This window comes from Stenotrophomonas sp. SbOxS2 (genome assembly GCF_013416715.1).
GTDB lineage: Bacteria > Pseudomonadota > Gammaproteobacteria > Xanthomonadales > Xanthomonadaceae > Stenotrophomonas > Stenotrophomonas lactitubi.
In genome coordinates this window covers 254,686-279,957 of the sequence record NZ_JAAVXD010000006.1, presented here as the reverse complement: position 1 = coordinate 279,957, position 25,272 = coordinate 254,686, and the positions used below count along the sequence as shown (strand labels likewise).

22 protein-coding genes and 4 tRNA genes are annotated in these 25,272 nt (G+C 66.2%); 8 read left to right on the top strand and 18 right to left on the bottom strand.

The window, feature by feature from the left end:
* From HFK18_RS14800 to HFK18_RS14775, 6 genes are all read right to left on the bottom strand, one after another.
* Positions 1 to 179 (bottom strand): GTP-binding protein (locus HFK18_RS14800; protein WP_257216260.1); only part of this gene is annotated, 179 nt, incomplete at its 3' end.
* A gap of 39 nt (positions 180 to 218) precedes the next feature.
* A tRNA-Thr gene (locus HFK18_RS14795) sits at positions 219 to 294 on the bottom strand.
* A 48-nt stretch (positions 295 to 342) separates the two neighbouring features.
* Positions 343 to 416, bottom strand: a tRNA-Gly gene (locus HFK18_RS14790).
* Between the two features lie 26 nt (positions 417 to 442).
* A tRNA-Tyr gene (locus HFK18_RS14785) sits at positions 443 to 528 on the bottom strand.
* Positions 529 to 672: 144 nt separating this feature from the next.
* Entirely contained in the window at positions 673 to 1,683 is a 1,011-nt protein-coding gene (locus tag HFK18_RS14780) for an isoaspartyl peptidase/L-asparaginase (RefSeq protein WP_180166831.1), read from the bottom strand.
* 111 nt (positions 1,684 to 1,794) lie between these two features.
* Positions 1,795 to 2,814: a cyanophycinase gene (locus tag HFK18_RS14775; RefSeq protein WP_180166830.1), complete on the bottom strand. Its 1,020-nt coding sequence runs from the start codon at positions 2,812 to 2,814 to the stop codon at positions 1,795 to 1,797.
* Positions 2,815 to 2,984: 170 nt separating this feature from the next.
* Here HFK18_RS14775 and HFK18_RS14770 point away from each other — a divergent pair, with 170 nt between their 5' ends.
* A complete protein-coding gene (locus HFK18_RS14770; protein WP_180166829.1) occupies positions 2,985 to 5,723 on the top strand; it encodes a TonB-dependent receptor in 2,739 nt (912 codons plus the stop codon).
* 541 nt (positions 5,724 to 6,264) lie between these two features.
* Here HFK18_RS14770 and ychF read toward each other — a convergent pair.
* The 9 genes from ychF to HFK18_RS14725 form a co-directional block, all read right to left on the bottom strand.
* A complete protein-coding gene (gene ychF, locus HFK18_RS14765; RefSeq protein ID WP_180166828.1) occupies positions 6,265 to 7,356 on the bottom strand; it encodes a redox-regulated ATPase YchF in 1,092 nt (363 codons plus the stop codon).
* A 98-nt stretch (positions 7,357 to 7,454) separates the two neighbouring features.
* The gene (locus HFK18_RS14760) at positions 7,455 to 8,036 is read right to left on the bottom strand and encodes a DUF4375 domain-containing protein (RefSeq protein WP_240196452.1); all 582 of its coding nucleotides are present in this window, start codon (positions 8,034 to 8,036) and stop codon (positions 7,455 to 7,457) included.
* 41 nt (positions 8,037 to 8,077) lie between these two features.
* Positions 8,078 to 8,656: an aminoacyl-tRNA hydrolase gene (gene pth, locus HFK18_RS14755; RefSeq protein ID WP_176021684.1), complete on the bottom strand. Its 579-nt coding sequence runs from the start codon at positions 8,654 to 8,656 to the stop codon at positions 8,078 to 8,080.
* Between the two features lie 50 nt (positions 8,657 to 8,706).
* On the bottom strand, positions 8,707 to 9,324 hold the full coding sequence (locus HFK18_RS14750; protein ID WP_089238965.1) for a 50S ribosomal protein L25/general stress protein Ctc: 618 nt from the start codon (positions 9,322 to 9,324) through the stop codon (positions 8,707 to 8,709).
* Between the two features lie 107 nt (positions 9,325 to 9,431).
* Positions 9,432 to 10,391 carry a ribose-phosphate diphosphokinase gene (locus HFK18_RS14745; protein ID WP_025879147.1) on the bottom strand — a complete coding sequence of 320 codons (960 nt, stop codon included), beginning with the start codon at positions 10,389 to 10,391 and terminating at the stop codon, positions 9,432 to 9,434.
* 138 nt (positions 10,392 to 10,529) lie between these two features.
* Positions 10,530 to 10,606 (bottom strand) — tRNA-Gln (locus HFK18_RS14740).
* 11 nt (positions 10,607 to 10,617) lie between these two features.
* Complete coding sequence (gene ispE / locus HFK18_RS14735) at positions 10,618 to 11,487, bottom strand: 4-(cytidine 5'-diphospho)-2-C-methyl-D-erythritol kinase (RefSeq protein WP_180166827.1); 870 nt, start codon at positions 11,485 to 11,487, stop codon at positions 10,618 to 10,620.
* Positions 11,484 to 12,143: a lipoprotein insertase outer membrane protein LolB gene (lolB, locus tag HFK18_RS14730; protein WP_180166826.1), complete on the bottom strand. Its 660-nt coding sequence runs from the start codon at positions 12,141 to 12,143 to the stop codon at positions 11,484 to 11,486. Before lolB ends, ispE begins: the two co-directional genes overlap by 4 nt.
* Complete coding sequence (locus HFK18_RS14725; RefSeq protein ID WP_180166825.1) at positions 12,140 to 13,825, bottom strand: tetratricopeptide repeat protein; 1,686 nt, start codon at positions 13,823 to 13,825, stop codon at positions 12,140 to 12,142. The genes lolB and HFK18_RS14725 overlap by 4 nt, the downstream gene beginning before the upstream one ends.
* Before the next feature lie 63 nt (positions 13,826 to 13,888).
* On the opposite strand from HFK18_RS14725, the gene hemA reads away from it, so the two are divergent.
* Genes hemA through ppk2 form a run of 4 tightly spaced genes read left to right on the top strand, consistent with a single transcriptional unit; the run spans position 13,889 to position 18,773 of the window.
* Positions 13,889 to 15,172, top strand: coding sequence for a glutamyl-tRNA reductase (gene hemA / locus HFK18_RS14720; protein ID WP_089238957.1), 1,284 nt, complete (start codon positions 13,889 to 13,891; stop codon positions 15,170 to 15,172).
* Positions 15,150 to 16,232: a peptide chain release factor 1 gene (gene prfA / locus HFK18_RS14715; protein ID WP_180166824.1), complete on the top strand. Its 1,083-nt coding sequence runs from the start codon at positions 15,150 to 15,152 to the stop codon at positions 16,230 to 16,232. Before hemA ends, prfA begins: the two co-directional genes overlap by 23 nt.
* A 5-nt stretch (positions 16,233 to 16,237) precedes the next feature.
* Positions 16,238 to 17,944 carry a tetratricopeptide repeat protein gene (locus tag HFK18_RS14710; protein ID WP_180166823.1) on the top strand — a complete coding sequence of 569 codons (1,707 nt, stop codon included), beginning with the start codon at positions 16,238 to 16,240 and terminating at the stop codon, positions 17,942 to 17,944.
* Between the two features lie 46 nt (positions 17,945 to 17,990).
* Positions 17,991 to 18,773, top strand: coding sequence for a polyphosphate kinase 2 (gene ppk2, locus HFK18_RS14705; protein WP_180166822.1), 783 nt, complete (start codon positions 17,991 to 17,993; stop codon positions 18,771 to 18,773).
* Between the two features lie 653 nt (positions 18,774 to 19,426).
* Here the strand turns inward: ppk2 and HFK18_RS14700 are convergent.
* Both HFK18_RS14700 and HFK18_RS14695 read right to left on the bottom strand, forming a co-directional pair.
* Entirely contained in the window at positions 19,427 to 19,990 is a 564-nt protein-coding gene (locus HFK18_RS14700; RefSeq protein WP_180166821.1) for a TlpA disulfide reductase family protein, read from the bottom strand.
* Positions 19,987 to 21,261, bottom strand: coding sequence for a YihY family inner membrane protein (locus HFK18_RS14695; RefSeq protein ID WP_032977469.1), 1,275 nt, complete (start codon positions 21,259 to 21,261; stop codon positions 19,987 to 19,989). Before HFK18_RS14695 ends, HFK18_RS14700 begins: the two co-directional genes overlap by 4 nt.
* A gap of 77 nt (positions 21,262 to 21,338) precedes the next feature.
* Here HFK18_RS14695 and wrbA point away from each other — a divergent pair, with 77 nt between their 5' ends.
* From wrbA to HFK18_RS14680, 3 genes are all read left to right on the top strand, one after another.
* On the top strand, positions 21,339 to 21,932 hold the full coding sequence (gene wrbA, locus HFK18_RS14690; protein WP_093818977.1) for an NAD(P)H:quinone oxidoreductase: 594 nt from the start codon (positions 21,339 to 21,341) through the stop codon (positions 21,930 to 21,932).
* Positions 21,929 to 22,264, top strand: coding sequence for a DUF2069 domain-containing protein (locus HFK18_RS14685; protein ID WP_099820220.1), 336 nt, complete (start codon positions 21,929 to 21,931; stop codon positions 22,262 to 22,264). Before wrbA ends, HFK18_RS14685 begins: the two co-directional genes overlap by 4 nt.
* A gap of 79 nt (positions 22,265 to 22,343) precedes the next feature.
* On the top strand, positions 22,344 to 22,829 hold the full coding sequence (locus HFK18_RS14680; RefSeq protein WP_033830416.1) for an asparaginase domain-containing protein: 486 nt from the start codon (positions 22,344 to 22,346) through the stop codon (positions 22,827 to 22,829).
* Between the two features lie 305 nt (positions 22,830 to 23,134).
* Here the strand turns inward: HFK18_RS14680 and HFK18_RS14675 are convergent, their stop codons facing one another.
* Positions 23,135 to 24,874, bottom strand: coding sequence for a S8 family peptidase (locus HFK18_RS14675; protein WP_100551629.1), 1,740 nt, complete (start codon positions 24,872 to 24,874; stop codon positions 23,135 to 23,137).
* Positions 24,875 to 25,272 lie beyond the last annotated feature (398 nt).

The following is a 25,272-nucleotide window of genomic DNA, read 5'->3' as shown; positions in this document are numbered from 1 at the left end:
CCACGTGCCTTTTCTTCCGGCGCGGCGTCGATCGCGGAGTAATCCTTGAACTCGCCACCAAAGCGCTCTGCCCCGATCTTGGTCAGTGCGGCGGTCAGCGTGGTCTTGCCGTGGTCGACGTGACCGATGGTGCCGACGTTGACGTGCGGCTTGGTGCGCTCGAACTTACCCTTGGCCATGGCTGCTTATCTCGAATTCGTCTGGTGTGGTGCTGAAGATGGTGCTCACAAAAGGAATCGAACCTTCGACCTCTTCCTTACCAAGGAAGTGCTCTACCGACTGAGCTATGTGAGCGAGTTTTGCATTATGGCATGAACTCGATAATATTCAAAGTTCACTCAATGGAGCGGGAGACGGGGATCGAACCCGCACCATCAGCTTGGAAGGCTGAGGTTCTACCATTGAACTACTCCCGCACCGGGAATGTGCCACAACGTGAAGCTGGTGGAGGGAGGTGGATTCGAACCACCGAAGGCGTAAGCCAGCAGATTTACAGTCTGCCCCCGTTGGCCGCTTGGGTATCCCTCCTTTTACCACCCCGTCCCGTGCCGCCGAAGCGTTGCGGTGTGTGGTGGTGAGCCCGCAATTCTGGAGATGAAGCGGGGGTCTGTCAACGCTTTTTTTCACTTTTTTTCACGCGCGTCGCAAACCCCTTGATACGCAAGGGTCTGCTCAGGGCAGTGCGATTGTCTCGTCGGCAAAGATGGCCACATGGGCAACGCCATCGGCCCCGATCCAGCCCCGATACATGCCCTGGGTGTTGAACGGCGTTGCCGCTTTTCCGTCTGCGGAGAGCACGATCGCCCCGCCGTCGCCGCCCATCTGCGGAATCGCGTCGTTGATCACGCCCTTGCCCGCCTGTTCCGGCGATTGACCGAGGTAACGCATGCGCGCGCAGATCTCATGGGCTGCCGCGGTGCGGATGTAGTACTCGCCCCAACCCGTACCCGACACCGCACAACGCGCATCAGCCCAGGTGCCGGCACCGATGATCGGGGAATCACCGACACGTCCGTAGCGCTTGTTGGTCATGCCGCCGGTGGAAGTGCCTGCAGCAAGATGCCCCTGTGCATCCAGGGCGACCGCACCGACCGTGCCGAAGTGCTTTGCGGTTTCCAGGTCGGCATGCGCCTGCCCGCTCGCTTCTTCCTTCAATGCACGCTGCAGCTGCTGCCAACGCTTGTCGGTGCGGAAGTAGGCGGGGTCGACCAGGGTCACGCCCTGCTCGGTGGCGAAGGCTTCGGCGCCCTGCCCCACCATCATCACGTGCCTGGACTTCTGCATCACCGTCTGCGCGAGGAGGATCGGGTTGCGCACGCGCTGCACGCCGGCCACTGCGCCGGCTGCCTGGGTGGCGCCATCCATGACCGCCGCGTCCAGTTCATTGCGGCCCTCGTGGGTGAACACAGCGCCCTTGCCCGCGTTGAAGGTCGGATCATCCTCGAGCACGGTGATCGCAGCAGTGACCGCCGCCAATGCTGGACGCCCGGCTGCAAGTTCGGCATGGCCCTTCAGCAATGCCGCCTTCAGCGCAGCGCGCGCGGCCTGTTCTTCCGCCGCAGAGAGATCCTTGCGCTCCACGCCGGCACCGCCGTGGATGACCAGCAGCGGTGATGCCGCGGGTGCGGCCTGGGCCAGCAGTGGCAGGGACAACAGCGCGGACAGCGCCAGGCGCAGTTTCATGGAAGCAGATCTCCAGCAGGAAAGGGATTGGATTGCACGGTAGCGCCGGGCCATGCCCGGTGGAAGGCACAGCGCGGCGGCATCCGCCGGGCATGACCCGGCGCTACCGGATCATTGGCGGATGACTTCAATCTCGCCGTCGCTGATGTCAGCCAAGGCCTCGTAGGCCGCCTCGGCCTGCAGGTCGTCCAGGCGCATGCGACTGCCGCTGGCGACCACGGTGACCGGCACCGCGTGGAAGCGCAGGGGTTCACCTTCCACCAGCCGATCGGCATCGCGTCCGGGGCTGACCACCCAGACCTTGCCTTCGCCGTCGGCGCTGTAGACCTGGGCCTGGCCATCAGGCTCCACGCACAGGGCCGTATCTTCGTCGACGCCGATGCCGACCATGTCCGGGTCACCACTGTCATGCGCGGCGCGGGCCACGAACACGATCAGGCGGCCGAGACGGTCGCGCTTGTCGAAATGGGTGTCGGTGACCACCCGCTGCAGGTAGGGCAACTGCAGGAAGCCGCGGTCCAGGGTCACGGCCTCGCCCATCGGGTCGGCCATGGCGCTGGCCGAATCGATGCTGCCGCCATCCAGCGCGCCATAGGCGTAGCCGCCGAGGATGGCCAGCCCGGCGCTGGTACCGGCAATCGGCTTGCCGGCGCGCACGTGGGCATTCAGCGCGCGATTGAGCGCGGTGCCCTTCCAGAAGCGGATGTAGCGGGACTGATCGCCGCCGGCGATGAAGATCGCATCGGCCGCAGCCACGACCCGCAGCACGGCCGGGTCGTCGGCACCGCGGCGGCTGTCGAACACCAGGGTCTGCACGGCGGTGGTGCCGCCGATCTCGCGGTACAGGCGGTCCTGCAGCTCATCGGTGCCCGAGGCGCGCAGGATCAGCACGCGACCATTGCCGGCCTGGCGCAGCCACCACTGGAAGGCCTCGGGGACCCATTCGCCGCCGCCCATCAGCATCATCGCGGGGGCGCGCGCACCGGGCCGCGGCGCATCCAGATCACCCACTTCGTAATAGGCGAAGCCGGGGTCCATCAGTTCCTGTGCCGCTGCCGGCGATGTCCAGCAGAGCGCCGACAGCAGCAAGGCGAGGAGCGGGCCACGCAGCCCGTAGCGAAGGCGTCGCATCTTGATCTCCCTGAACAAAAACGACTTGCAACCGTTTTCACTCTTTGCCAGACATATCCCCAGTAGTCAAGGACATGAAAAAGGCGTTAAATGCGCGCGCCCATTCCTGAAATGTGAATGGGGGACAGGGCCCCTCCTCTGTGGGCCGGCATTACTTCCGAGAATTTCTCATGCGTAGACAGGCGATGGCGTGGTCGATCCAGCTGGCGTTGATGGGCGTTGCTGCTTCGGCGGCAGCACAGACTCCCGCTTCCTCTTCGGTACAACAGCTGGATGCGGTGCAGGTGACCGGCTCGCGCATCCCGCGCGCCCAGGTGGAAGGACCGGCGCCGATCACTGTCATCAACGCAGAGCAGATCCGCTCCAGCGGCTTCACCACCGTACCGGACGTGCTGCGCGCGATGACCCAGAACGGCGGTGAGACGCAGAGCCAGCAGTCCTCCGGCGGCGCCGACTTCTCGCCGGGCGCGCAGCAGGTCGACCTGCGTGGGCTGGGGCCGAACCACACCCTGGTGCTGGTCAACGGCCGCCGCATCGCCGACTTCCCGATGCCGTTCAAGGGCCGCAGCAACTTCACCGATGTGTCCAACATCCCGCTGGGCATGATCGACCGCATTGAAGTGCTCACCGGCAGCGCGTCGGCGATCTACGGTTCGGATGCGATCGCAGGCGTGGTCAATTTCATCCTGAAGAAGAAGGCCGATGGCACCACCATCGACATGCGCATGGGCACCACTACCGAAGGCGGTGGTGAGTCGTTCGACATGAGCCTGGCCAGCGGCTTCAGCAGCGGCAACTTCAACGCGGTGTACAGCGTCGAACTGCAGTCGCAGACGCCGCTGTGGGCCTACGACCGCGACATCCAGGACTCGACCCAGGACGGCCCGACGGAAGGCGCGCGCATCGCCCGTCGCTCCTACCTGCGCACCGATTACAACGATGACTACCTGGACCCGGGCGCAGCGACCTGTGATGCACTGTCGGCGCAGAACCAGGGCAGCACCTACCGCGCGTTCCGCCCGCGCTACGGCTACTACTGCGGCAGCGACAGCGCGATCGGCTACGGCACGATCCTCAGCAAGCGTCGCGGCGCCAACGGCTATGCCTCGCTCAGCTACGACTTCGACAACGGCCAGCAATGGTTCGCCGACGTGCAGCTGGGCTACCACACGATGTCGCTGATGCGCGATGTCACCAAGTGGGGCCGCATGGCCGCCGACGGCGACGAGTCGGGTTACTTCAACAATGAAGCGACCGGCGAGATCGAGTTCTGGCAGCGCCAGTTCTCGCCCGAGGAAATGGGCGGGCTGGACAATGCAATGGTGCGCAGCACGCAGAAGACCTTCAGCGTGACCACCGGCTTCAAGGGCAACCTGACCGGCAGCTGGGACTACGAAGCGTCACTTAGCCATTCGCAGTACCAGTCGCGGATCAGCTGGGCGCAGATCATCGCATCCAAGGCCAACGACCTGTTCCTGGGCCCGCAGCTGGGCGAGGACGATGACGGCTTCCCGATCTACAACGCCGATCCGTCGCGCCTGTACCGGCCGCTGACCCGTGCCGAGTACGATTCGATCGCCGCACGCACCACCTATACGCCGAAGTCGCGCACCGAGACGGCGGCTCTGACGCTGACCAATGGTTCGCTGTTCACCCTGCCCGGTGGCGATGCCGGCTTTGCCGCGACGGTGGAAGTGGGCCAGCAGGCCTATGCGCTCAATCCCGATCCGCTGGCGACCGGCTATTACTACTACAGCTGGAAGGATTCGGACGGCAAGGGATCGCGCAACCGCTGGGCGACCGCCGCCGAGCTGCGCATGCCGCTGCATGAAACGGTCAACCTGAGCGTGGCCGGCCGTTACGACCAGTACCGCTATTCGGGCCACACCATCGGCAAGGCAACCTGGAGCGGCGGCCTGGAATGGCGTCCGATCGACACGCTGCTGGTGCGCGGCTCGTACGGCACCGCGTTCCGTGCGCCGGATCTGCACTATGTTTTCGCCGGCCCGGGCAACGACGAGACCAGCGCGGAAGATCTGTACAACTGCCGCGCCGATGCCGCCGATGATTGCGCCGATTACGAGCGCAACGTGATCCGCAGCCGCAGTGGCAACCGCGAGCTGGACCCGGAAACCAGCACCTCCTGGAGCGCTGGCTTCGTGTGGTCGCCGGCCGCCGGCCTGGACCTGTCGGCCGACTGGTTCAACATCGACATGCGCGACCAGGTGCAGGACATGGACGTGCGTACGATCCTGGCCAGCGAAGCGAACTGCCGGCTGGGCAGCGCCGACATCGGCTCACCGACCTGCGTGGACGCCCTGGCCCGCATCACCCGCACCGCCGACGGCCGTCTGTACGGCGTGCATGTGAACCCGATCAACGTTGCGCGCGAGTCCACCTCCGGTGTCGACGTCGGCCTGCGCTACCGCCTGCAGACCGGCATCGGCGACTTCATCTTCAATGGCACCCACACCTGGGTGAAGAAGCATGACTTCCAGCGCTATGCCGGTGATGTGACCGAAGACCAGTTCGCGATCAACAGTGGCTTTGATATTCCGCGCACCAAGACCAGCGTCAGCGTGACCTGGGAGAAGGATGCGTGGTCGGCCACCGTGTACGGCTCGCGCCTGGGCAAGCTGCCGACCTCGGACAGCTACGACCAGGTGTTCGACGAGGAGAGCGGCGACAGCCCGTGGATCAAGGCAACCTACCGCTACAACGCCTCGCTGCAGTACCGCTTCGACGATCACTCGCGGTTGTCGCTGTCGGTGGTCAATGTGTTCAACAAGATGCCGCCGAAGGACAAGACCTATACGGCGTATCCGTACTACGACGTGTCCTGGTTCGACAGCGTCGGCCGCACCATCAACCTGCAGTACACGCACAAGTTCGGCGGCAGCGCGCTGTAAGGGCGCACGGCATCGCCGGATGTGGAACAACAAGGCCCGCCATTGGCGGGCCTTGTTGTTTATGCACACCGCGCGTGGAAAGCGGTGGGGGTTTGGTGTGGACAAGTCCCGGCGAGCCACACATTGCAATGGTTTCGAAGGGTGGCGATTTTTTGTCCAGGCAGAATCCGGGTTTTCCACATGCGCCGTGGAAAGCGATGGGAACTAGGTGTGGACAAGTGGCTGTGAGTGTTGCTGCACAGACGTTTCAGGGCGCGGTGAAAATTTGTCCACACTGCGCGATTGAATCCTGTAGAGCCGAGCCCATGCTCGGCTCCGGCTGGCATCAGCCGAGCATCGGCTTGGCTTTACAGCGGTACGCGGGGTTTTCCACACCAGGCGTGGAGAGCGGTGGGGGTTTGGTGTGGATAAGCAGCTGCGAGCCCCGCGCGGCAGGCGCCTCAGCAGGCGGTGAATTTTTGTCCACACAGCCCGAGCGAAGCCACAAACGCGAACGCCCCGCACTGAGCGGGGCGTCCGGGGGCGATCCGATACAGCCAGATCAGACGTTGAAGCGGAAATGCAGGATGTCGCCTTCCTGCACGCGGTATTCCTTGCCTTCCAGGCGCAGGCGACCGGCTTCCTTGGCGCCAGCTTCACCCTTGTACTTGATGAAGTCGTCATACGCGATGGTTTCGGCGCGGATGAAGCCCTTCTCGAAGTCGGTATGGATGACTGCGGCAGCCTGCGGCGCGGTGGCGCCCTTGCGCACGGTCCACGCGCGGACTTCCTTCACGCCAGCGGTGAAGTAGGTCTGCAGGCCGAGCAGGCTGTACGCCGCGTTGATCACGCGGTTCAGGCCCGGCTCGGTAAGGCCGAGGTCGGCCAGGAACGTATCGCGGTCTGCGTCGTCCAGCTGCGACAGTTCTTCTTCGATCGCTGCCGACACCGGCACCACCTGTGCGCCTTCTTCGGCAGCACGGGCGCGCACGGCATCCAGGTGCGGATTGTTCTCGAAACCGTCTTCCAGCACGTTGGCGATGTACATCACCGGCTTCAGGGTCAGCAGGAACAGATCGCGCACCAGCGCCTTCTCTTCCTCGTCCAGACCTGCCGAACGACCGGCCTTGCCGTCGGCCAGCGCGGCCTGCAGCTTGGCCAGCACCGGCTTGCGTGCCGCTGCGTCCTTGTCGCCGCCCTTGGCCGCACGCTCGGCGCGGTTCAGTGCCTTCTCGACGCTGTCCAGGTCGGCCAAAGCCAGTTCGGTATCGATGGTGTCGATGTCCGAGATCGGGTCGACCTTGTTGTTGACGTGGATGACGTCAGCGTTCTCGAAGCAGCGCACCACGTGGGTGATCGCATCCACTTCGCGGATGTGGGCGAGGAACTTGTTGCCCAGCCCTTCGCCGCTGGCGGCACCGGCCACCAGGCCGGCAATGTCGACGAACTCGACCGCAGTCGGGATGACCTTCTGCGGGTTGATGATCGCTGCCAGTTCGTTCAGACGCGGATCCGGCACCGGCACGATGCCGACGTTCGGTTCGATGGTGCAGAACGGGAAGTTCGCCGCGGCGATGCCCGCCTTGGTCAGCGCGTTGAACAGGGTCGACTTGCCGACGTTGGGCAGGCCGACGATGCCGCATTTGATACCCATGGGTTGAATCCGGGTTTGAGTGTAAGTGGATGATTCGGGATTCAAGGCTCGCCCGCAGGCATGCCCTCAATCCCCAATCGTCCTTCCAGTAGCCCGCGTTAGAACGCGGCGTACAACCTGTGACGTTCTGCGTACGCTTTCAGCAGTTCTTCAAGCTGGCCGCCATCGACCAGTGCATAGAATCGCCCATCCAGCGCATCAAGTGCTGTTTCAACTTCATCGCTGAGATACCCGTCAGTACGATAGATCTGCAGGCGCCTCTGCGCATGATGATCTGCCATGGCCTCATTGCCAAACAGTAGCTGCTGGGCCGCCAGCACGATGTCGCGCACGTCAAGCTGCTGTATCTCCTCAAGCCCTGCAAGCGCTTCAGCAATGTAGCCGCCAGCAGAATTATGGAAATAGGCATCAAGCCCTCCACGGTAGACATCATTGATGAGCGCGTTGATCGCAAAGAAACACTGATCGTGCACTGACAATCCAGCAAATCCACAACCGCTCCCGTGGACCTGTTCGACCAACCAATGCCAATGCCGCCCCTCTGCAGATTCCTCGAACCGCTTGCGCTCTTCACGAATTTCCCGATCTCGCGTCTTCGCCATTTCCATACTTTGTCGCGTGCCATTCCGGCATGGCATGCAGAGCCCGTCGTTCCGGGCCGCCGTCGCCAGCAGGATCATGGCGCCACACGCAGTGCAGGGAGTACGCGGGTCGGTCATGATCAGCGCGGGGTGTGCAGCCGCTTCATCGCTTCGCTGAAATCGCCCTGCACCGCCAACGGCAGCACGTCGATCGCATCGTCGATGGCGCGCGAGATCAGTACTTCATCGTCCTTGGAGGGGCGTCCCAGCACCCAGCCCACCACGCGGTCCTTGTGGCCGGGATGGCCGATGCCCACGCGCAGGCGATGGAACTTGCCGTGGCCGAGCAACCGGATGGTGTCACGCAGGCCGTTCTGGCCACCGTGGCCACCGTCGAACTTCAGCCGCGCCACGCCGGGCGCCAGGTCCAGTTCGTCATGGGCCAGCAGGGTTTCCTCCGGCTCGATCTTCCAGAACCGCTGCGCGGCGGTGACCGACTTGCCGCTGAGGTTCATGAAGGTGGCGGGCTTGAGCAGCCACACCGTCTGTCCGGCGATGTCGACCTTGGCGGTCTCGCCAAACAACTTGCTGTCCACGTTCCATCGTGCACCGGCTTTTTCGGCCAGGGCCTCAACGAAATGAAACCCGGCATTGTGCCGGGTCCGGGCGTGCTCCGATCCGGGGTTGCCCAGACCGACGATCAGTCGCAATCCTGCCATCGTTCCATCCAGATACGGCGCCTGCCCCGAAGGACAGGCGCCGCGGGGTATTACTCGGCCGCTGCTTCTTCAGCGTCGGCAGCGTCCTGCTTGCCGTGCTTGGCAGTGACGATGGCGTCGTCGTGGTCCTTGCCCAGCGCCAGCGCCGGGATTTCCACGCCCTTCGGCAGCTTGATGTCCGACAGGTACACAACGTCGCCAGCCTTCAGCTCGCCCAGGTCGACTTCGATCGACTCCGGCAGGTCCTTCGGCAGGCAGCTGATGGCCACTTCCTTCAGTTCGTGGGCGACCACGACGTCGGCAGCCTTGCCAGCCGGCGAGGTGTCTTCGTTGATGAAGTGCAGCGGAACCGAAGCGGTCAGCTTCTCGTTCTCGTTCACGCGCAGGAAGTCCAGGTGCATGATCAGCTGCTTGAACGGATGGCGCTGCATGTCACGCAGCAGCACCTTCTGCACCTGGCCGTCCAGGTTCAGGTCCAGGATCGAGGCATAGAACCACTCGTTCTGCTGGGCCAGCCAGATTTCGTTGTGGTCCAGGCTGATGGCGACCGGTTCGGCGTTGCCGCCGTACACGATCGCCGGGATCACACCAGCGGTACGCAGGCGGCGGCTCGCACCCTTACGCTGCAGTTCACGCTTGGTGACCTTGATTTCATGGGTCTTCGACATTTTCGACTACTCGGTTGTTGCCTTGCCTTGCGGCTTGGCGGTTGAAGGCACTTCCGCGACCAGAAGCGCCCAGTGTGTCCCTGCCGTTGCCGGCGGGGACGAAAAAATCAATCGACGTACAGCGAGCTGACCGACTCGCCGAAGGCGATGCGGCGCATCGTTTCGGCCAGCATTTCCGCCACGCTCAGCTGGCGGATCTTGCTGCACACCCGCGCGGCGTCCTTCAGCGGGATGGTGTCGGTCACCACCAGCTCATCGAGCTGGGAATTGGTGATGTTGTCCACCGCCGGGCCCGACAGCACCGCGTGGGTGCAGTAGGCGGCGACCTTGAGCGCACCGCGCGCCTTCAGGGCAGCGGCAGCGGCGCACAGGGTGCCGGCGGTATCGACGATGTCATCGACCATCACGCAGGTCTTGCCTTCGACGTCACCGATGATGTTCATCACGGTGGAGACGTTGGCGCGCGGACGGCGCTTGTCGATGATCGCCAGGTCGGCGTCATCCAGGCGCTTGGCCACTGCACGGGCGCGGACCACGCCGCCCACGTCCGGCGACACCACGATCAGGTTCTCGGTGCCGTAGGCGCGCCAGATGTCGGCCAGCAGCAGCGGAGAGGCATACACGTTGTCGACCGGAATATCGAAGAAGCCCTGGATCTGGTCGGCGTGCAGGTCGACGGTCAGCACACGATCAGCGCCGGCGGTGCTGAACATCTTCGCCGCCAGCTTGGCGGTGATCGGCACGCGCGAGGAACGCATGCGGCGATCCTGGCGCGAGTAGCCGAAGTACGGCACCACGGCGGTCACGCTGGCCACCGATGCGCGCTTGAGCGCGTCGATCAGCACCAGCAGTTCCATCAGGTTTTCCGCGCTCGGCGCCGAGGTCGGCTGGATCACGAACACGTCCTGCTTGCGGACGTTCTCTTCGATCTCCACCTGCACTTCGCCATCGGAGAAGTGCGAGACCAGCGCCTTGCCGGGGCGCACTCCCAGTTCCTTGCAGATGTTCTGCGCCAGACGTTTGTTGGCGTTGCCGGAAAAGACCAGCAGGTTCGGGGACTCTTGCATCATGATTGTCTCGGGCGGGGACGAGTGGCGGGGATCCGGTAGCGGCAAGGACCACTGCGGCCCCTGCTGCTGACAACACCGCGACTGTTCCCACGTCCCGCGCAGGTGATGCGCTGGAAGGCGCGGACGCAGCCGCATTGGCAGGGGCGGGAGGATTCGAACCTCCGAATGCCAGGATCAAAACCTGGTGCCTTGGGCCTCTTGGCGACGCCCCTGCATTGATGAATCAGTGTTGCTCGAGTGCATCCAGCAGTGGCGAACGTGCAACGCCCGCAGCCACCCTTGCCCGCAACTCCTTCGACAACTTCGCTCGTCCCTGCTCGGCGGCAGCCTGCGAATCGAACTCGACGAAACAACCACTTCCCGAACCGGTCAGACGTGCCGTGCCAATGTCGCTCAACGCAGCAAGCACCGCCTCGACGGCAGGCTCACGGCGGCGCAGCACCGGTTCGAACACGTTCCCGACCAGCGTGCCGGAAGCGAAGTCCTCTATTTTCGCCTGTGGACTGTCGCGCGTCAAATCCGGATCAGCGAACAGGAGGGGCGTCGGCACATGAACGCCCGGTTCGACCACCACATACCAGGCCTGTGGCAGGGTGATCGGCTGCAGCCGCTCGCCCACCCCTTCGGCCCAGGCGTTGTGGCCACGCACGAACACCGGCACGTCGGCGCCGAGACGCAGCCCCAGCGCGGCCAGCGCATTCTCGTCCAGCCCCGCGCTCCAGAGCCGGTTCAGCACCACCAGCACGGTGGCCGCGTCGGACGAACCACCGCCGAAGCCGCCGCCCGCAGGAACATGCTTTTCGACGATGATGTCGACACCTTGATCGACATTCGCCGCCTCTTTGAGCATCCGCGCCGCGCGAACCGCCAGATCATCGGCCTCGGCGACGCCAGCCAGACCCTCGCCCTGCCGCCGCACCTGACCGTCTTCACGCAGGCGCAGGCCGATCCGGTCGCCCCAGTCGAGCAGGCGGAACACCGTCTGCAGCTCGTGGTAGCCGTCGGCACGGCGGCCGGTGATATGCAGGAACAGGTTCAGCTTGGCCGGGGCCGGCCACCAGGACCAGCCCGCGTCATCCCTCCGCGCGTTCATGGTGCGCCCTGGCCCCACTGGTCAACCAGCAGGCGCACCTTGGCGTCGCCATTGACCGCTTCGACCCTGCGCGGCAGGGCCGGCCGTCCGGCTTCGGCCGGGTACCAGTCCAGATACTGGATCACCCAGCCCATCTGCTGCATGCGCCGCGGACGGCCATCCGCATCACGATCGATCTTTCCCGGCCCCGCGCTGTCGCCGGCGACCAGGCCGCGTACCCAGTCCGGCAGCTGATTGACCGGAATATCCCAGCCGGTCGCCTCCAACAGCAGTGCCTGTGCGTCTTCACCTTCGCGCGGACCACCGGCCAGTCCTTCCAGGCGCCCGGCTTCATGGTGGGTATCACCGCTCAACTTCCAGCTCTGGCGGGTCACCGGGGCGCTCAATTCGACGACATAGCGCTGGCCTTCCTGTTTCCAGTCAATGCGGCCGCTGCCACCGTCCTTGCCCTTGCTGACCGCCACCCGGCCCTGGAAATTCCAGTCCGCTGCCGATCGCACGGCATCCACGCGAGCGGTCTCGGCGGCGGCCGCTTCGGCGGAAACGGTGGTGACCACGGCCGGCGCCGGCGTTTTCTGCCGGCCAACGGTGGTGCAGGCACTCAGGGCCAGGGTCACGGCCACCAGCAACAACGGCCGGATCGTGGAAACACTCATGGATTGAATTTCTCGCGGGCGCGCAGCAGCGCGCGGTTTTCAGGGTCGAGCCTGGCCGCTTCCTCGAAGAAGTGACGGGCTTCATCGTGCTTGCCCAGGACCCACAGCACCTCGCCCACGTGGGCGGCGATTTCCGGGTCCTTGGCCAGCGTCCAGGCGCGGCGCAGCTGTACCAGCGCGTCGGCGTTGCGCCCCAGCCGATACAGCACCCAGCCATAGCTGTCGACGATGGCCGCGTTGTCCGGCTCGGCCACGCGCGCGCGGTCGATCAGCTCGAGCGCTTCCTGGTAGCGGCCAGTACGGTCGGCCAGGGTGTAGCCCAGTGCGTTCAGTGCCGGCACGTTCTCCGGCTCGGTCACCAGGATCTTGCGCAGATCGGCCTCGGCGCGGGCGATGTCATCGCGACGCTCCCAGGCCAGCGCACGGGCATACAACAGGCCGTTCTCGTCCGGATACGCCGCCAGGCCACGGGCCAGTGCATCGATCTCGCCGGGAAGGTCGTCGGCGCGCTGACGCAGCTCGGCTTCCAGCAGATACGCATCGCGCCGCACATCGTCATCCACGCCGGCATCGGACTGGATCGCATGCACTTCATCCAGCGCCAGCGACTGCCGGCCTGCCAGCCCCTGCGCATTGGCCGCACGCAGGCGCGCTTCATTCAGCTCATCGCCGCCAGGCACGCTGTGGTACCAGTTGACCGCCTCCGGGTAGCGCTTGAGGTACTCGGCGATCTTGCCGAGCAACAGGCGCTGCGCCGGGTCCGGCTTGGCCGCCTGCCGCGACAGCTCGTTGTACAGATTGGACAGCGCGGCCTTGTCGCCCTGCTTGGCCAGCAGCGAAGCGCGCATGCCCCAGGTCTGCACATTCTGCGGACCGACCGCCAGCACGCGCTCGGCCGCCGCCGGCTGGCCGAGGCTGTCGTAGGCGATGGCTACCGCATTGCGCAGTTCCGGATCCTGACGGGTCTTCGGCTCCACCCCGCGCAGCAGCGACAGCGCCTGCTCGGTCTGTCCGGCCTGCTGCAGCTGGCTGGCGCGCAGCAAGGCGACGCGCGGCTCCTCGGGGAAGCGCTTGACCACCTCATCGATCATGCGCCGCGCCAGCTCGGGCTTTTCCATGCGCAGCGCCAGGCGTCCAAACTCCTGCCAGGCCTCGATCTTCTGCGGAATGGCGTTGGCATCGACCAGCTCGCCCAGCACCTGGGCCGGCACGGCCGGATCGCGGCCGCCACCGATCAGCGCGCCCAGGGCGAACTTCCAGCCCTCGTCGCCCGGGTCCTGCAACAAGGCCTGAAGCTCGCTGCGCGCAGCCTTCACATCGCCCTGGCGCATCGCCAGCGCACCGGCGGCGCTGCGCATCGCCAATGAGCGTGGCGCACGCTGCTGCCACAAGGCCAGGCCCTTGGCCGCGGCATCATCTTCGTTGGCCAGCATGGCGATGCGGGTCGCCCGCTCGGCCAGGCCGGCGTCGCCGTCGGTCTGCTGGGCGGCCTGCAGATACCAGCGCGCGGCCTCGGCCAGCTTGCCCGCCTGCAGGGCGAACTCACCAGCCAGGACCGGCTCCAGCGCCAGTTCCTCAGTCACCGCGGGCCGTGCGGGCGCCTTGGCGGGCACCGCCGCCAGGGCCTGGGCACAGGCCAGAGACAGCAGCAGAACACTGGGGATGCGAATCAATGCGGGCATCGTCGGCATCGGGGCCTTAAAATGTCGTCCAATGGCCAGCAGCTTATCGCAAGCAACTGAACAATGACCCTGTGGGTGCTCGGACTGAATCACCAGACCGCACCGGTGGAACTGCGCGAACGCGCAGCCTTCGCCGGTGACGCGTTGCCGCGCGCGCTCGGTTCGCTGCGCGATACCCCGCAGATCGCCGAGGCGGTGCTGCTGTCCACCTGCAACCGCACCGAGCTGTATGCCGTGGCCGAATCCGCACAGGCACTGGACCAGTGGCTGCACGCCCAGGCCGGCGACCTGCAGGGCTATCTGTACCAGCACGCCGACGCCGATGCCGTGCGCCACCTGTTCCGGGTGGCGACGGGGCTGGATTCGATGGTGCTGGGCGAGCCGCAGATCCTCGGCCAGGTGAAGGACGCGTGGTCGACCGCGCGCGACCACGGCCTGCTCGGCCAGCGCCTGGACCGGCTGTTCCAGCAGACGTTCTCGGTGGCCAAGCGCGCGCGTACCGATACCCAGGTCGGCGCCAACCCGGTATCGGTGGCCTCGGCGGCGGTGCGCCTGGCGCAGAACGCCTTTGCCCGCCTGGATGATTCCACCGTGCTGCTGGTCGGCGCTGGCGAGACCATCGAACTGGCCGCGCGCCACCTCAGCGAAGGCAAGGTGCGGCGGCTGCTGATCGCCAACCGCACCCTCGCCCATGCGCAGGAACTGGCCAGCCGCCATGGCGGTGTGGCGCTGCCGCTGACCGAACTGGAGCGCCACCTGGCCGAGGCCGACGTGGTGTTCTCGGCCACCGCTGCCCGCGAACCGGTGATCCACCGTGCCGCGGTGGCCAACGCCCTGCGCGCACGCCGGCACAAGCCCATGCTGCTGTTCGACCTGGCCGTGCCGCGCGACATTGAAGCCGACGTTGCCAGTCTCAACGATGCGTTCCTGTACACCGTGGACGACCTCGAGCGCGCGGTGGAAGACAACCGCCGCAGCCGCCGCGAGGCCGCCGCCGAAGCGGAGACGATCATCGACCTGCAGGTCTCGCGCTTCGTCGAAACCCTGCAGGCCAGTGCCCACCAGGCACCGCTGCGACAGCTGCGTGCCTTCGGCGAGGCCACCCGTGCCGAACTGCTGGAACGCGCGCGCCAGCAGCTGGCCAACGGCAAGCCGGCCGACGAAGTGCTGGAACTGCTTGCCCACGGCTTGACCAACCGCCTTCTGCACCCGCCGACCGCCGCCCTGCGCGCGGCCGCGCTCAGCGGCGATGCCGACCTGACCCGCGCCGCCGAGCGCCTGTTCCCGGCGACGCCGGGTTACCGCCACCCACCTGTGAGAACCGATGACGCCGACCCTGCGCCGTAAGTTGGAAGCGCTGGCCGAGCGCCGCGAAGAACTGGAACGTCTGCTCGCCGAACCGGAGGTGGTCGCCAACAACGCGTGCTTCCGCGATCTGTCGCGCGAATTTTCCCAGCTCGAACCGATCGCCACCGCACTGGCCGATGAAGCACGCGCCAAGGCCGACCTGGCTGCGGCCGAAAGCATGCGTACGGACCCGGACCTGCGCGAGCTGGCCGACGAGGAAATCGCCGCCGCACAGGCCCGCCTGCAGGAACTGGAGCAGGAACTGGCGCTGCTGCTAGTGCCGCGCGACCCGCGCGATGAAGGCAACCTGTTCCTGGAAGTGCGCGCCGGTACCGGCGGCGACGAGGCGGCGATCTTCGCTGGCGACCTGTTCCGCATGTACGCCCGCTACGCCGAGCGACAGGGCTGGAAGGTCGAGATCGAATCGGACAATCCCGGCGAACATGGCGGCTACAAGGAAGTGGTGGCACGCGTGGTCGGCCGTGGCGCGTTCTCGCGCCTGAAATTCGAATCGGGCACGCACCGCGTGCAGCGCGTGCCGGCCACCGAATCGCAGGGCCGCATCCACACCTCGGCGGCCACCGTGGCGATCATTCCGGAAGCCGACGAAGTCGATGAGATCGTCATCAACCCGGCTGACCTGAGAGTCGACACCTACCGTTCTTCCGGCGCCGGCGGCCAGCACGTCAACAAGACCGAATCGGCGATCCGCATCACCCACGTGCCCAGCGGCGTGGTGGTGGAATGCCAGACCGAGCGCAGCCAGCACGCCAACCGGGACAAGGCGATGAAACGCCTGAAGGCACAGCTGCTCGATGCCGAGCGCCAGCGCCATGACGCGGCGCAGGCCGAATCTCGGCGCCTGCAGGTCGGCAGCGGCGACCGCAGCCAGCGCATCCGCACCTACAACTTCCCGCAGGGCCGCATCACCGACCACCGCGTGGAAGGGCTGACCCTGTACGACCTGCCCAACGTATTGGCCGGCGACCTGGATCCGCTGCTGCAGCGACTGAGCCACGAGCACCAGGTCGATGCCCTGGCCCAGCTTTCGGCCGGCTGACCCGCATGTCGGCCTGGCAGCAGCGGCAGCAACTGCAGCAGGCGATCGCGCGCCAGCCCGGCGACTTCGTTGCCTGGGTGATGCTGGCCGACCTGGAACTGGAAGCCGGCGACATTGCGGCCGGCGAGCAGGCCGCGCGACGCGCGCTGCAGCTGCGGCCCAATCATCCTGAAGCACTTGCCCGGCTGGGCCGGGTAGCGTGGATGGCAGGGGCGCACGCCGATGCCGCCACGCTGCTGGGCCAGGCCTCCGCGCTGGCACCGGAGCACCCGGGCATCGCGTTGTGGCTGGGGCACGCGCTGGAAGATGCCAACGATGCGGAAGGTGCATCGGCAGCCTATCGCCGCGCGCACGCACTGATGCCCGATGAGCCGTATATCGCCGCGCAGCGCCTCGCCTGGCAGCGTCGCCTGTGCGATTGGCAGGACGTGGATGCGCTGGCCGCCCAGGTGCGCGGCGCGCTTGCATCTGGCCAGGGCGTGGTTGAGCCCTTCGCGTTCCTCAGCGAAGACGCCAGCGCGGCCGAACAGCTGGCTTGTGCGCGTGCGCGCGCGGCCGCTGTCGCTGCTGCGGTGCGGCCACTGCCGCCGGTGAAGCTGCGCGAACGAGGTCCACTTCGCGTGGGCTTCCTGTCCAACGGGTTCGGCGCTCATCCCACCGGATTGCTGACGGTGGCGCTGCTGGAGAACATGAGCCAGGACCCGGCCCTGCAGCTGCATCTGTTCGCGCTCAACGCCGACGATGGCAGCCGCATCCGCCAGCGCCTGCAGACCGCCACCCGGCTGCATGACGTTGCGGGGTTGCGCCATGCCGATACGGCCGCACGCATCCGTGCACAGGGCATCGACCTGCTGTTCGACCTGCGCGGCTGGGGCGGCGGCGGCACACCGGAAGTACTGGCGATGCGCCCTGCCCCGCTACAGCTCAACTGGCTGGCCTACCCCGGCACCTCCGGTGCACCATGGCTGGATGCCGTGATCGCTGACCACTTCACGCTGCCGCCCCCGCTGGAGGCGCACTACAGCGAACGTGTGCTGCGCCTGCCGCGCGCGTTCCAGCCGTCGGACAACACCCGCGTGCTGGAGCCGGCACCGGACCGCGCGGCGTGCGGGCTGCCTGCGCAGGGCACGGTATTCTGCTGCTTCAACAACAGTTACAAGCTCAACCCGCGCAGCATGGGCCGCGCGTTCGCGGTGCTGCAGGCCGTACCCGGCAGCGTGCTGTGGCTGTTGTCCGGCCCCGGCCAGGCCGATGCGCGGCTGCGTGCCGCTGCGCAGGCAGCAGGACTCGATCCGGCGCGTCTGGTGTTCATGGCCAAGCTGCCGCATCCGCAGTATCTGGCCCGCTATCAGTTGGCCGACCTGTTCCTGGATACGAACCCGTACAACGCGCACACCACCGCGTCGGATGCACTGTGGGCCGGCTGCCCGGTACTGACCTGCCCCGGCGCCACCTTCGCCGCGCGCGTGGCCGGCAGCCTTAATCATCAGCTGGGTCTGGAGCACATGAACGTCGCCGACGATGCGGCGTTCGTCGCCACCGCCAGTGCACTCGGCAACGACCCTGTCGCCTTGGCCGCAGTGCGCGCCGAACTGGCGCAGGCACGCGAGCGCAGCGGCCTGTTCGACATGGCAGCTTTCGCGCGTGATCTGTCCGCACTGCTGCAGCAGCTGGCCCGCGAACAGGGCTGGCAGGGCCTCGACACGCGCTGACATCGCCCTGCGCTACGCTCGGGCTTCCTTCCCGCGTGGTATGACGATGGCCAAGCTCAAGCGCAAGGAATACGACGAACTGCTGCAGCCGCTGCAGCTGGAACTGGCTGCGATGGCGCGCTGGGTGCAGCACAGCGGGCAACGCCTGCTGGTGCTGTTCGAAGGACGCGATACCGCCGGCAAGGGTGGCGCGATCCAGACCATCAGCGAGCACCTCAACCCACGCCAATGCAGGGTGGTGGCGCTGCCCAAACCCACCGACCGCGAAGCCACGCAGTGGTACTTCCAGCGCTACGCCTCGCATCTTCCGGCTGCCGGCGAGATCGTGCTGATGGACCGCAGCTGGTACAACCGTGCCGGCGTTGAACGGGTGATGGGCTACTGCAGCGAGACCGAATACCAGCAGTTCCTGCGCCAGACACCGGTGTTCGAACAACTGCTGGTGGATGACGGCATCCTGCTGTTCAAGTACTGGTTGTGCGTGGACCAGGAGCAGCAGGAAAAGCGCTTTGCCGAACGCCATGTCGATCCACTGAAAGGCTGGAAGCTGTCGCCGGTGGATCTGAAGTCACGCAGCAAGTACAGCGCATACACCGAAGCGCGCGAGGCAATGCTGCGCGCCACCCATCGCGACGGTGCGCCGTGGACGCTGGTGGATTTCAACGACCAGCGGCTCGGTCGCCTGACCCTGGCCCGCAACCTGCTGGACCGGCTGCCGGACACGCGGGTGGATGCGCCGCTGCCGGAGCTGCCGAAGCTGAAGGGCAAGCTGCATCGCGAGCACTACGATGTACTGAAGCCGATAGAGGATTTCCCGGTCAAGGACTGAGGTAGGTTCGGCAGGGCTGCGCCCTGCACCTGCTACCGGCAAAGGCAACTGCCGAAGCAGCAGCAAAAGCGGATATTCCGAGGGATGGCGGGGCGGTGTCGGATTGCGGGGACGCCGTGAACCCGTCCATGGGGGCTTGGCCGCGGCATCCATGCCGCGGACACCCCGCAATCCGACACCGCCCCACCTCTGACAGATTTCCGCGATCTGGCAGATCCACGCCATGCGTGGATGTATGTCCGTCGAAATCGAATATTTCGACAATTGAACGAAGATCATTCACGCATGGCGTGGATCTACGTGTCGACCAAGGTCGACACCCACCAAGAACAGGCCATGACATTCCGACAGATCGCGAGAATCTGTCGAAGGCGGGGTGGGTCCGATTGCGGGGGCGTGAGCGCCATGGGCCCGAGGCATGCCTCGGGCGGGTTGGGCAGGACGCCCAACCCCGGTCTTGCCGTGTGCGCAGGACAGCGCACACGAGCAAGGCGCGACCGAGCTTACATGGACGTACTTGCAGCGTCCCCCGCAACCGGACCCACCCCGCCATCCCACGGAATGCCTGCTGTTGCTTTGGCTTTGAGGTTGCCGGCCAGCGGCCGGCACTACCGCTTCGGCGGGTGCAGGGCGCAGCCCTGCCGACCCACCTGTTACTTGGCAGTCGCGATCTGCTGTTCGATATCGGCGGCGGTGACCGGGCCCAGGAAGCTGTGGGCCAGCTTGCCCTGCGGATCGATCAGGTGGGTCAGCGGCAGGCCGCGCGGGGTGGCGAAGTCGGCCGGCGGATCGAACGGATCGACGATCACGATCGGGTAGGTCACCGGATGCTTGGTCAGGAACGACTGCATCTCCGGCGCCTCGATGTCCTCGTAGGCCAGGCCAACCACTTCGATGTTGCTGCGCATGGCATGCAATGCCGACAGCTCGGGCATTTCCTTGCGGCAGGGTGCACACCAGGTCGCCCAGAAGTTCACCACCACCCACTTGCCGCGATGTGCGGCCAGGTCGTAATCGCTGCCATCGACCGCCTTCATCTTCAGCGTCGGGAACTCGGCAGTGACGCGCTCGGAGGGCGTGTCCTCCACCGGCGCCGGCGCGGTCGGGGTCGGTGCCTGCGCGGGCGGCTGGCTGCTGGCCGGGGTCGGCTCCTGCGCGGGTTTGCAGGCGGCCAGGGCCAGCAGCGCAGCCAGCAGCAATGGGGTCTTGCAGGTCATGGGGCGTCTCCAGAATCAGGGTAGATGTCGCTGACGCGACGCTTGAGGCGCTCACGCAGCGGCAGGCGCAACTCGTCCAGCGCAGCCAGTGCGGCCCGGCCGAGGCTGTCATCGCGGTAAGGCAGGTGTTGTTCGGCCACCGGAATGCGCAGCTGCGTGCATTCGTACAGATCGCCCAGGCTGACCTGGTCCAGGTCACGGGCCAGCAGCCACTCCCCGCGCTCATCACGGCGCAGCAGGCCGATGCCCTCCAGGTGGCAGGCCAGGTCCTGCAGCAGCGAGTCGGTCAGCATCGGTTCCAGCCGCAGGATCTCGTCGTCGGCCAGACCCCTGCCTTTGGCGCGTGCGTGCTGGAAGCGCCCGAGCAGGCGCAGCAGGCCATAGAACTCGTAGCCCTGCGGCAGGCGAAGTTCCACCGGCTGGTAGCGGAAGGCCGCCATCGACGATGCCAGCGACGCGCCCAGCAGCACGGCCACCCAGCACAGGTAGATCCACAGCAGCAGGATCGGCACGAAGGCCACCGTGCCATACAGCTTCTGGTAGGACTGGAAGCTGCCCAGGTAAGCACCGATGCCCCACTTCACCAGCTCCAGGATCACCGCGGCGAGAATCGCACCCGGAACCGCGTGGCGCCACTTCACGGTGTGGTGTGGCACCACCCGGAACATCAGGGTGATGCAGACGAATTCGATCAGGATCGGCGCCAGCCGCAACGCGAGATCGGCCAGCCAGCGCCCCTCCTGCGTGCCGAACAGCGGCATCGCGAACACCCGCGCCGACACGGCCAGCGAGGCAGCGGCGAGCATCGCGCCGAGGGTCAGCACCGTCCAGTAGACCAGGAAGCGGGTCAATCGTGGCCGGCTGCTGCCGACGCGCCAGATCTGGTTGAAGGTCTCTTCAACACTGTTGAGGGTGATCAGCAGCGAGATGACCAGGGCGATGAAGCCGGCGGCCGTGAGCTGGCCCGCGCTGGCCGAGAACTGCCGCAGGTAGCCCTCGGCGGCGCGCGCGGCATTGGGCACGAAGTTGGAGAAGACGTAGTCGCTGAGCTGGTCGCTCCAGCGGTCGAACACCGGGAAGGCCGAGAGCACGCCAAACACCACGATCGCCAACGGCACCAGCGCGAACACCGTGGTGTAGGCCAGCGCGGCGGCCGCCTGGAACAGGCGGTCGTCGAGGAAGCGGCGCCACAGGAAGCGGCCGAAGCTGGCGGCGCGTGCGCGATCCCGCGCGCGCTCCATCCACAAATTGAGCGTATCCAAAGGTTCCATCGGCGAAAGGGTACCCGATGCGGAATCGGTGCAGGATAGCCATACTGGCGTCCACACGATGAGGAGAGCTGGGCGCAATGGGCGAAATCCTGGTGCTGTACTACAGCCGCGGCGGTTCGGTGGCACGGCTGGCGCGCCAGATCGCGCGGGGCATCGGCGAGGTTCCGGGCATGGCGGCGCGGCTGCGCACGGTGCCGCCGGTGGCTGCCGTCACCCAGACCGCGCAGCCTCCGGTGCCGGACGATGGCGCGCCGTATGTGAGCGTGCAGGACCTGGTGGAGTGCCAGGGACTGCTGCTGGGCAGCCCCACCCGTTTCGGCAACATGGCCGCGCCGGTCAAGCATTTCCTCGATGGGCTCGGCGCCGAATGGGTGAACGGCACGCTGGCGGGCAAGCCGGCCGGGGTGTTTACGTCCACCGCGTCGATGCATGGCGGCCAGGAGTCGACCCTGCTGTCGATGCAGGTGCCGCTGCTGCACCACGGCTGCCTGATCGTCGGCATTCCGTTCACCGAGCCGGCGCTGAGCCACACCACCAGTGGCGGCACGCCGTATGGCGCCAGCCACGTGGCCGGTGCCGCCGACGACCCGCAACCGACCGACGATGAGGCGGTTCTGGCACGGGCGCTGGGCCGGCGCGTGGCCGACATCGCGCAGCGGCTGGCACGATGAGCGCCGCGCCGCGCACCGTGCTGCTGCTGGCCTTGATGGGGTTGGCGGCGCTGTTTGCCGGCTGGTTCATCAACGACAGGCACTGGCTGGCCACCCAGCTGGTGTTCACCGCGCCACCGCTGGCCCTGGCCATCGCCCTGCGGCTGGGCTGGCGCAAGGCCGGATTCTGGGCGGCGGTGCTGGCACTGGGCTGGTTCAGCCACGGCGTGATGAGCGCCTGGAGCCATCCCGAGACCCGCTGGCTGGCGCTGATCGAAATCGTGCTGGCGCTGCTGGTGATCTTTTCGGCCAGCCTGCCCGGCCTGCGCGCCCGTTTCGGGCGGCGGCGCTGACGCTGCGCCCGGTGGGCCGTATCATCTGTGTTCCCGGCCCCGCGCCGCTGTACCTGCCTTGGTTTCGCGCATGCACATGATGGAAGAGCTCCTGGTCGTCACCACCGGTGGCACGATCGACAAGATCTATTTCGACGACAAGTCGGACTACCAGATCGGCGACCCGCAGATCGGCATGATCCTGCGCGAACTGGGGGTCACGTTCCGGTTCAACGTGATTCCGATCCTGCGCAAGGATTCGCTGCACATCAACGACGACGATCGTGAGCTGATCCGCGCGACGATCGCTGCGCAGCCCACCCGCCACGTGCTGGTGACCCACGGCACCGATTCGATGGTGCAGACCGGCAAGGTGCTGGCGACGATCCCCGACAAGACCATCGTGATGACCGGTGCGCTGAGCCCGGCGCGTTTCCGTGGCTCGGATGCGGAGTTCAACATCGGCTGTGCGATCGGTGCGGTGCAGTCGCTGCCGGCGGGGGTGTTCATCGCGATGAATGGCCGGATCTTCGATCCGCAGCATGTGCGCAAGAACGTGGCGGCGAACCGGTTCGAGTCGGTTTGAGGGATTGAGGCGCGCTGTCGCGCGGATGGATTCAGCGTTTTCGTTGCTGCTGGGTTGAGGGGGTGATCCCCCCGACGCAGGACACGCCGTAAACCCATCCCTGGGGGCTCGATGGCGCCATCCTTGGCGCCAACGGTCCTGCGTCGGGGGGATCACCCCCTCCTGACAGATCATCGCGCGCGGCCATCAAGGTCAAGGGCAGAGCAAGAGCAAATGCACTGCTGCACATTGCTTTCTCCGCTTCGCCGCCTACAAAAAAACGCCCCGGCCGAGGCCGGGGCGTGCCCATGGAGAGGGGCTTGGGCTCAGTACTGGGCGTTGAGGGTCACGCCCGAGAAGGTGCTGTAGGCCTTCACCCGCACGTGCCATACGCCGGCAGCGGGGCTGTTGACGGTGCAGGTCTCGTTGTTGCCGCTCAGGTACGGGCGGCAGGTGTAGACAGTGTCGGTCGGGGCACTGCCCTGGCGCAGGTACAGGTCGGCATCACCGCTGCCGCCGCTGATCGCCACGCGCAGCTGCGCGCTGCCAGCCGGGACGTTGACGGTGTAGCTGAGCGATGCGCCGCTGGCCGCGCCGAGGCCGGTGACCGGCACGTTGTTCTGCAGCACGGTGCCGCCCGGGTTGGGGGTGGTGCCGTTGATCGCGGCTGTCACTGCGGCATCGGCGTCGATGATGCCGGCGCCGCAACCACCCGAGCACGCACCCGGCAGCGGACGCGCGGTGCTCTTGATGATGCTTTCCACCTGCGCCGGGCTGAGCGGGCTCGGTGCCACCGACTGCATCAGCGCAACGACGCCGGCCACGTGCGGCGCCGCCATCGAGGTGCCGTTGTAGGACGCATAGCTGGCGCTGCCCGGGGTGGTGGTGCCGCTGTTGAGGGTGGACAGGATGCCCTGGCCCGGTGCGGAGATGTCGATGCCGGTGCCGTAGTTGGAGAAGCTGGCACGTGCACCTGCCGAGGTGGTCGCGGCAACCGCGATCACGTTCGGGCAGTTCGCCGGAACCGACGAGGACACGTTGGTATTGCTGTTGCCGGCAGCGACCACCACGGTGGTGCCACGGCCGACCGCGCCGTTGATGGCGTTCTGGTAGGTGGTCGAGCAGCTGCCGCCGCCGCCCAGTGAGAGGTTGATGACCTCGGCCGGATTGGCGTTGGCCGGCACACCGCTGACCGTGCCGCCGGAGGCCCAGACGATAGCGTCGGCGATATCGGAGGTATAGCCGCCGCACTTGCCGAGCACGCGCACCGGCACGACCTTGGCATTGAAGGCGGTACCGGCCACGCCGGTGCTGTTGTTGGTCACCGCAGCGACCGTGCCGGCCACGTGGGTGCCATGCCAGCTGGAGTTCGAGCCCGGGTAACCGGCCTGGCACTCGTTGTCGCCGTACCAGTCACCCTCGTCGTTGGGATTGCTGTCACGGCCACCACCATCGCGCGCCATCGCCGCGTCGCTGATGAAGTCATAGCCGGGCAGGATGTTGGCGTTGAGGTCGGCATGGTTGGTGATGCCGGTATCGATCACGGCCACGACCACGCCGGTGCCGGTGGCCTTGTCCCAGGCCGGGCGCACGTTGATCGACGCGTTGGACGTACCGAAGCCCCACTGCTCGCTGAAGCGTGTGTCGTTCGGGGTCAGCGTCGGGCGCATGATCTGGTCGACTTCGACGTATTCCACGTTCGGGTCGGCGGCGAGCTTGCGCATCAGCAGTTCGGCGTCGGCCTGGTCCAGCGCACGGTCGGTCCTGACCACGGTGGAGCCGACAGCGAGCTTGCGGACCTGCTGCAGGCCCAGCGCGCGGCCCTGGCTGCTGGCGATGCCGGCAGCGGCGGTCTTCAGCGAAGAGGCGAGTGCGGTGGTGTTGGCCACCGGCGCACTGCCGTCGCGGTACTTCACGATGAACCGCTGATGGGTCGGCGCGGACTGCAGGCCGCTGAGCTGGACATCACCGGCCAGCGCAGGCGTGGCCAGCAGCAGCGATGACAGGACGGACGCACCAAGGACCACCCACACACGACGCACACGCGGTTGCGTTACCTGGGACATCGGATTTCCCTTCTAATGGTAGGAATGCCGGAATCGGCAGAAGCACCGGCCTGAACCGTGGGCTGGCTTGCAATGGCGAGGTTCGGGTCCGGCGAGCCAGCGGATTCCCCTGACCATCCGCTGTGTTGATGACGCTAGTGGCTCAAACCGGACACCACAAGATTTTCAGCGTCCTTTCAGCAAGATGAAATGTTGGATCTGAGACTTTCCGGGTCGAGGGTTTGTGAAGGTGAAGGAACTTTCGCGTCACCTGCACAGACCTGACTGCGCAATGTCCTGTCTCATCATGTCTTTGCCGACATCGGCGTCGGGAGATTCGGGGTCAGATCCCTTTTCCGCAGGAAAAGGGGTCTGACCCCAGGCTCACAACGCAGAAAGCCCGTCGCGAGGACGGGCTT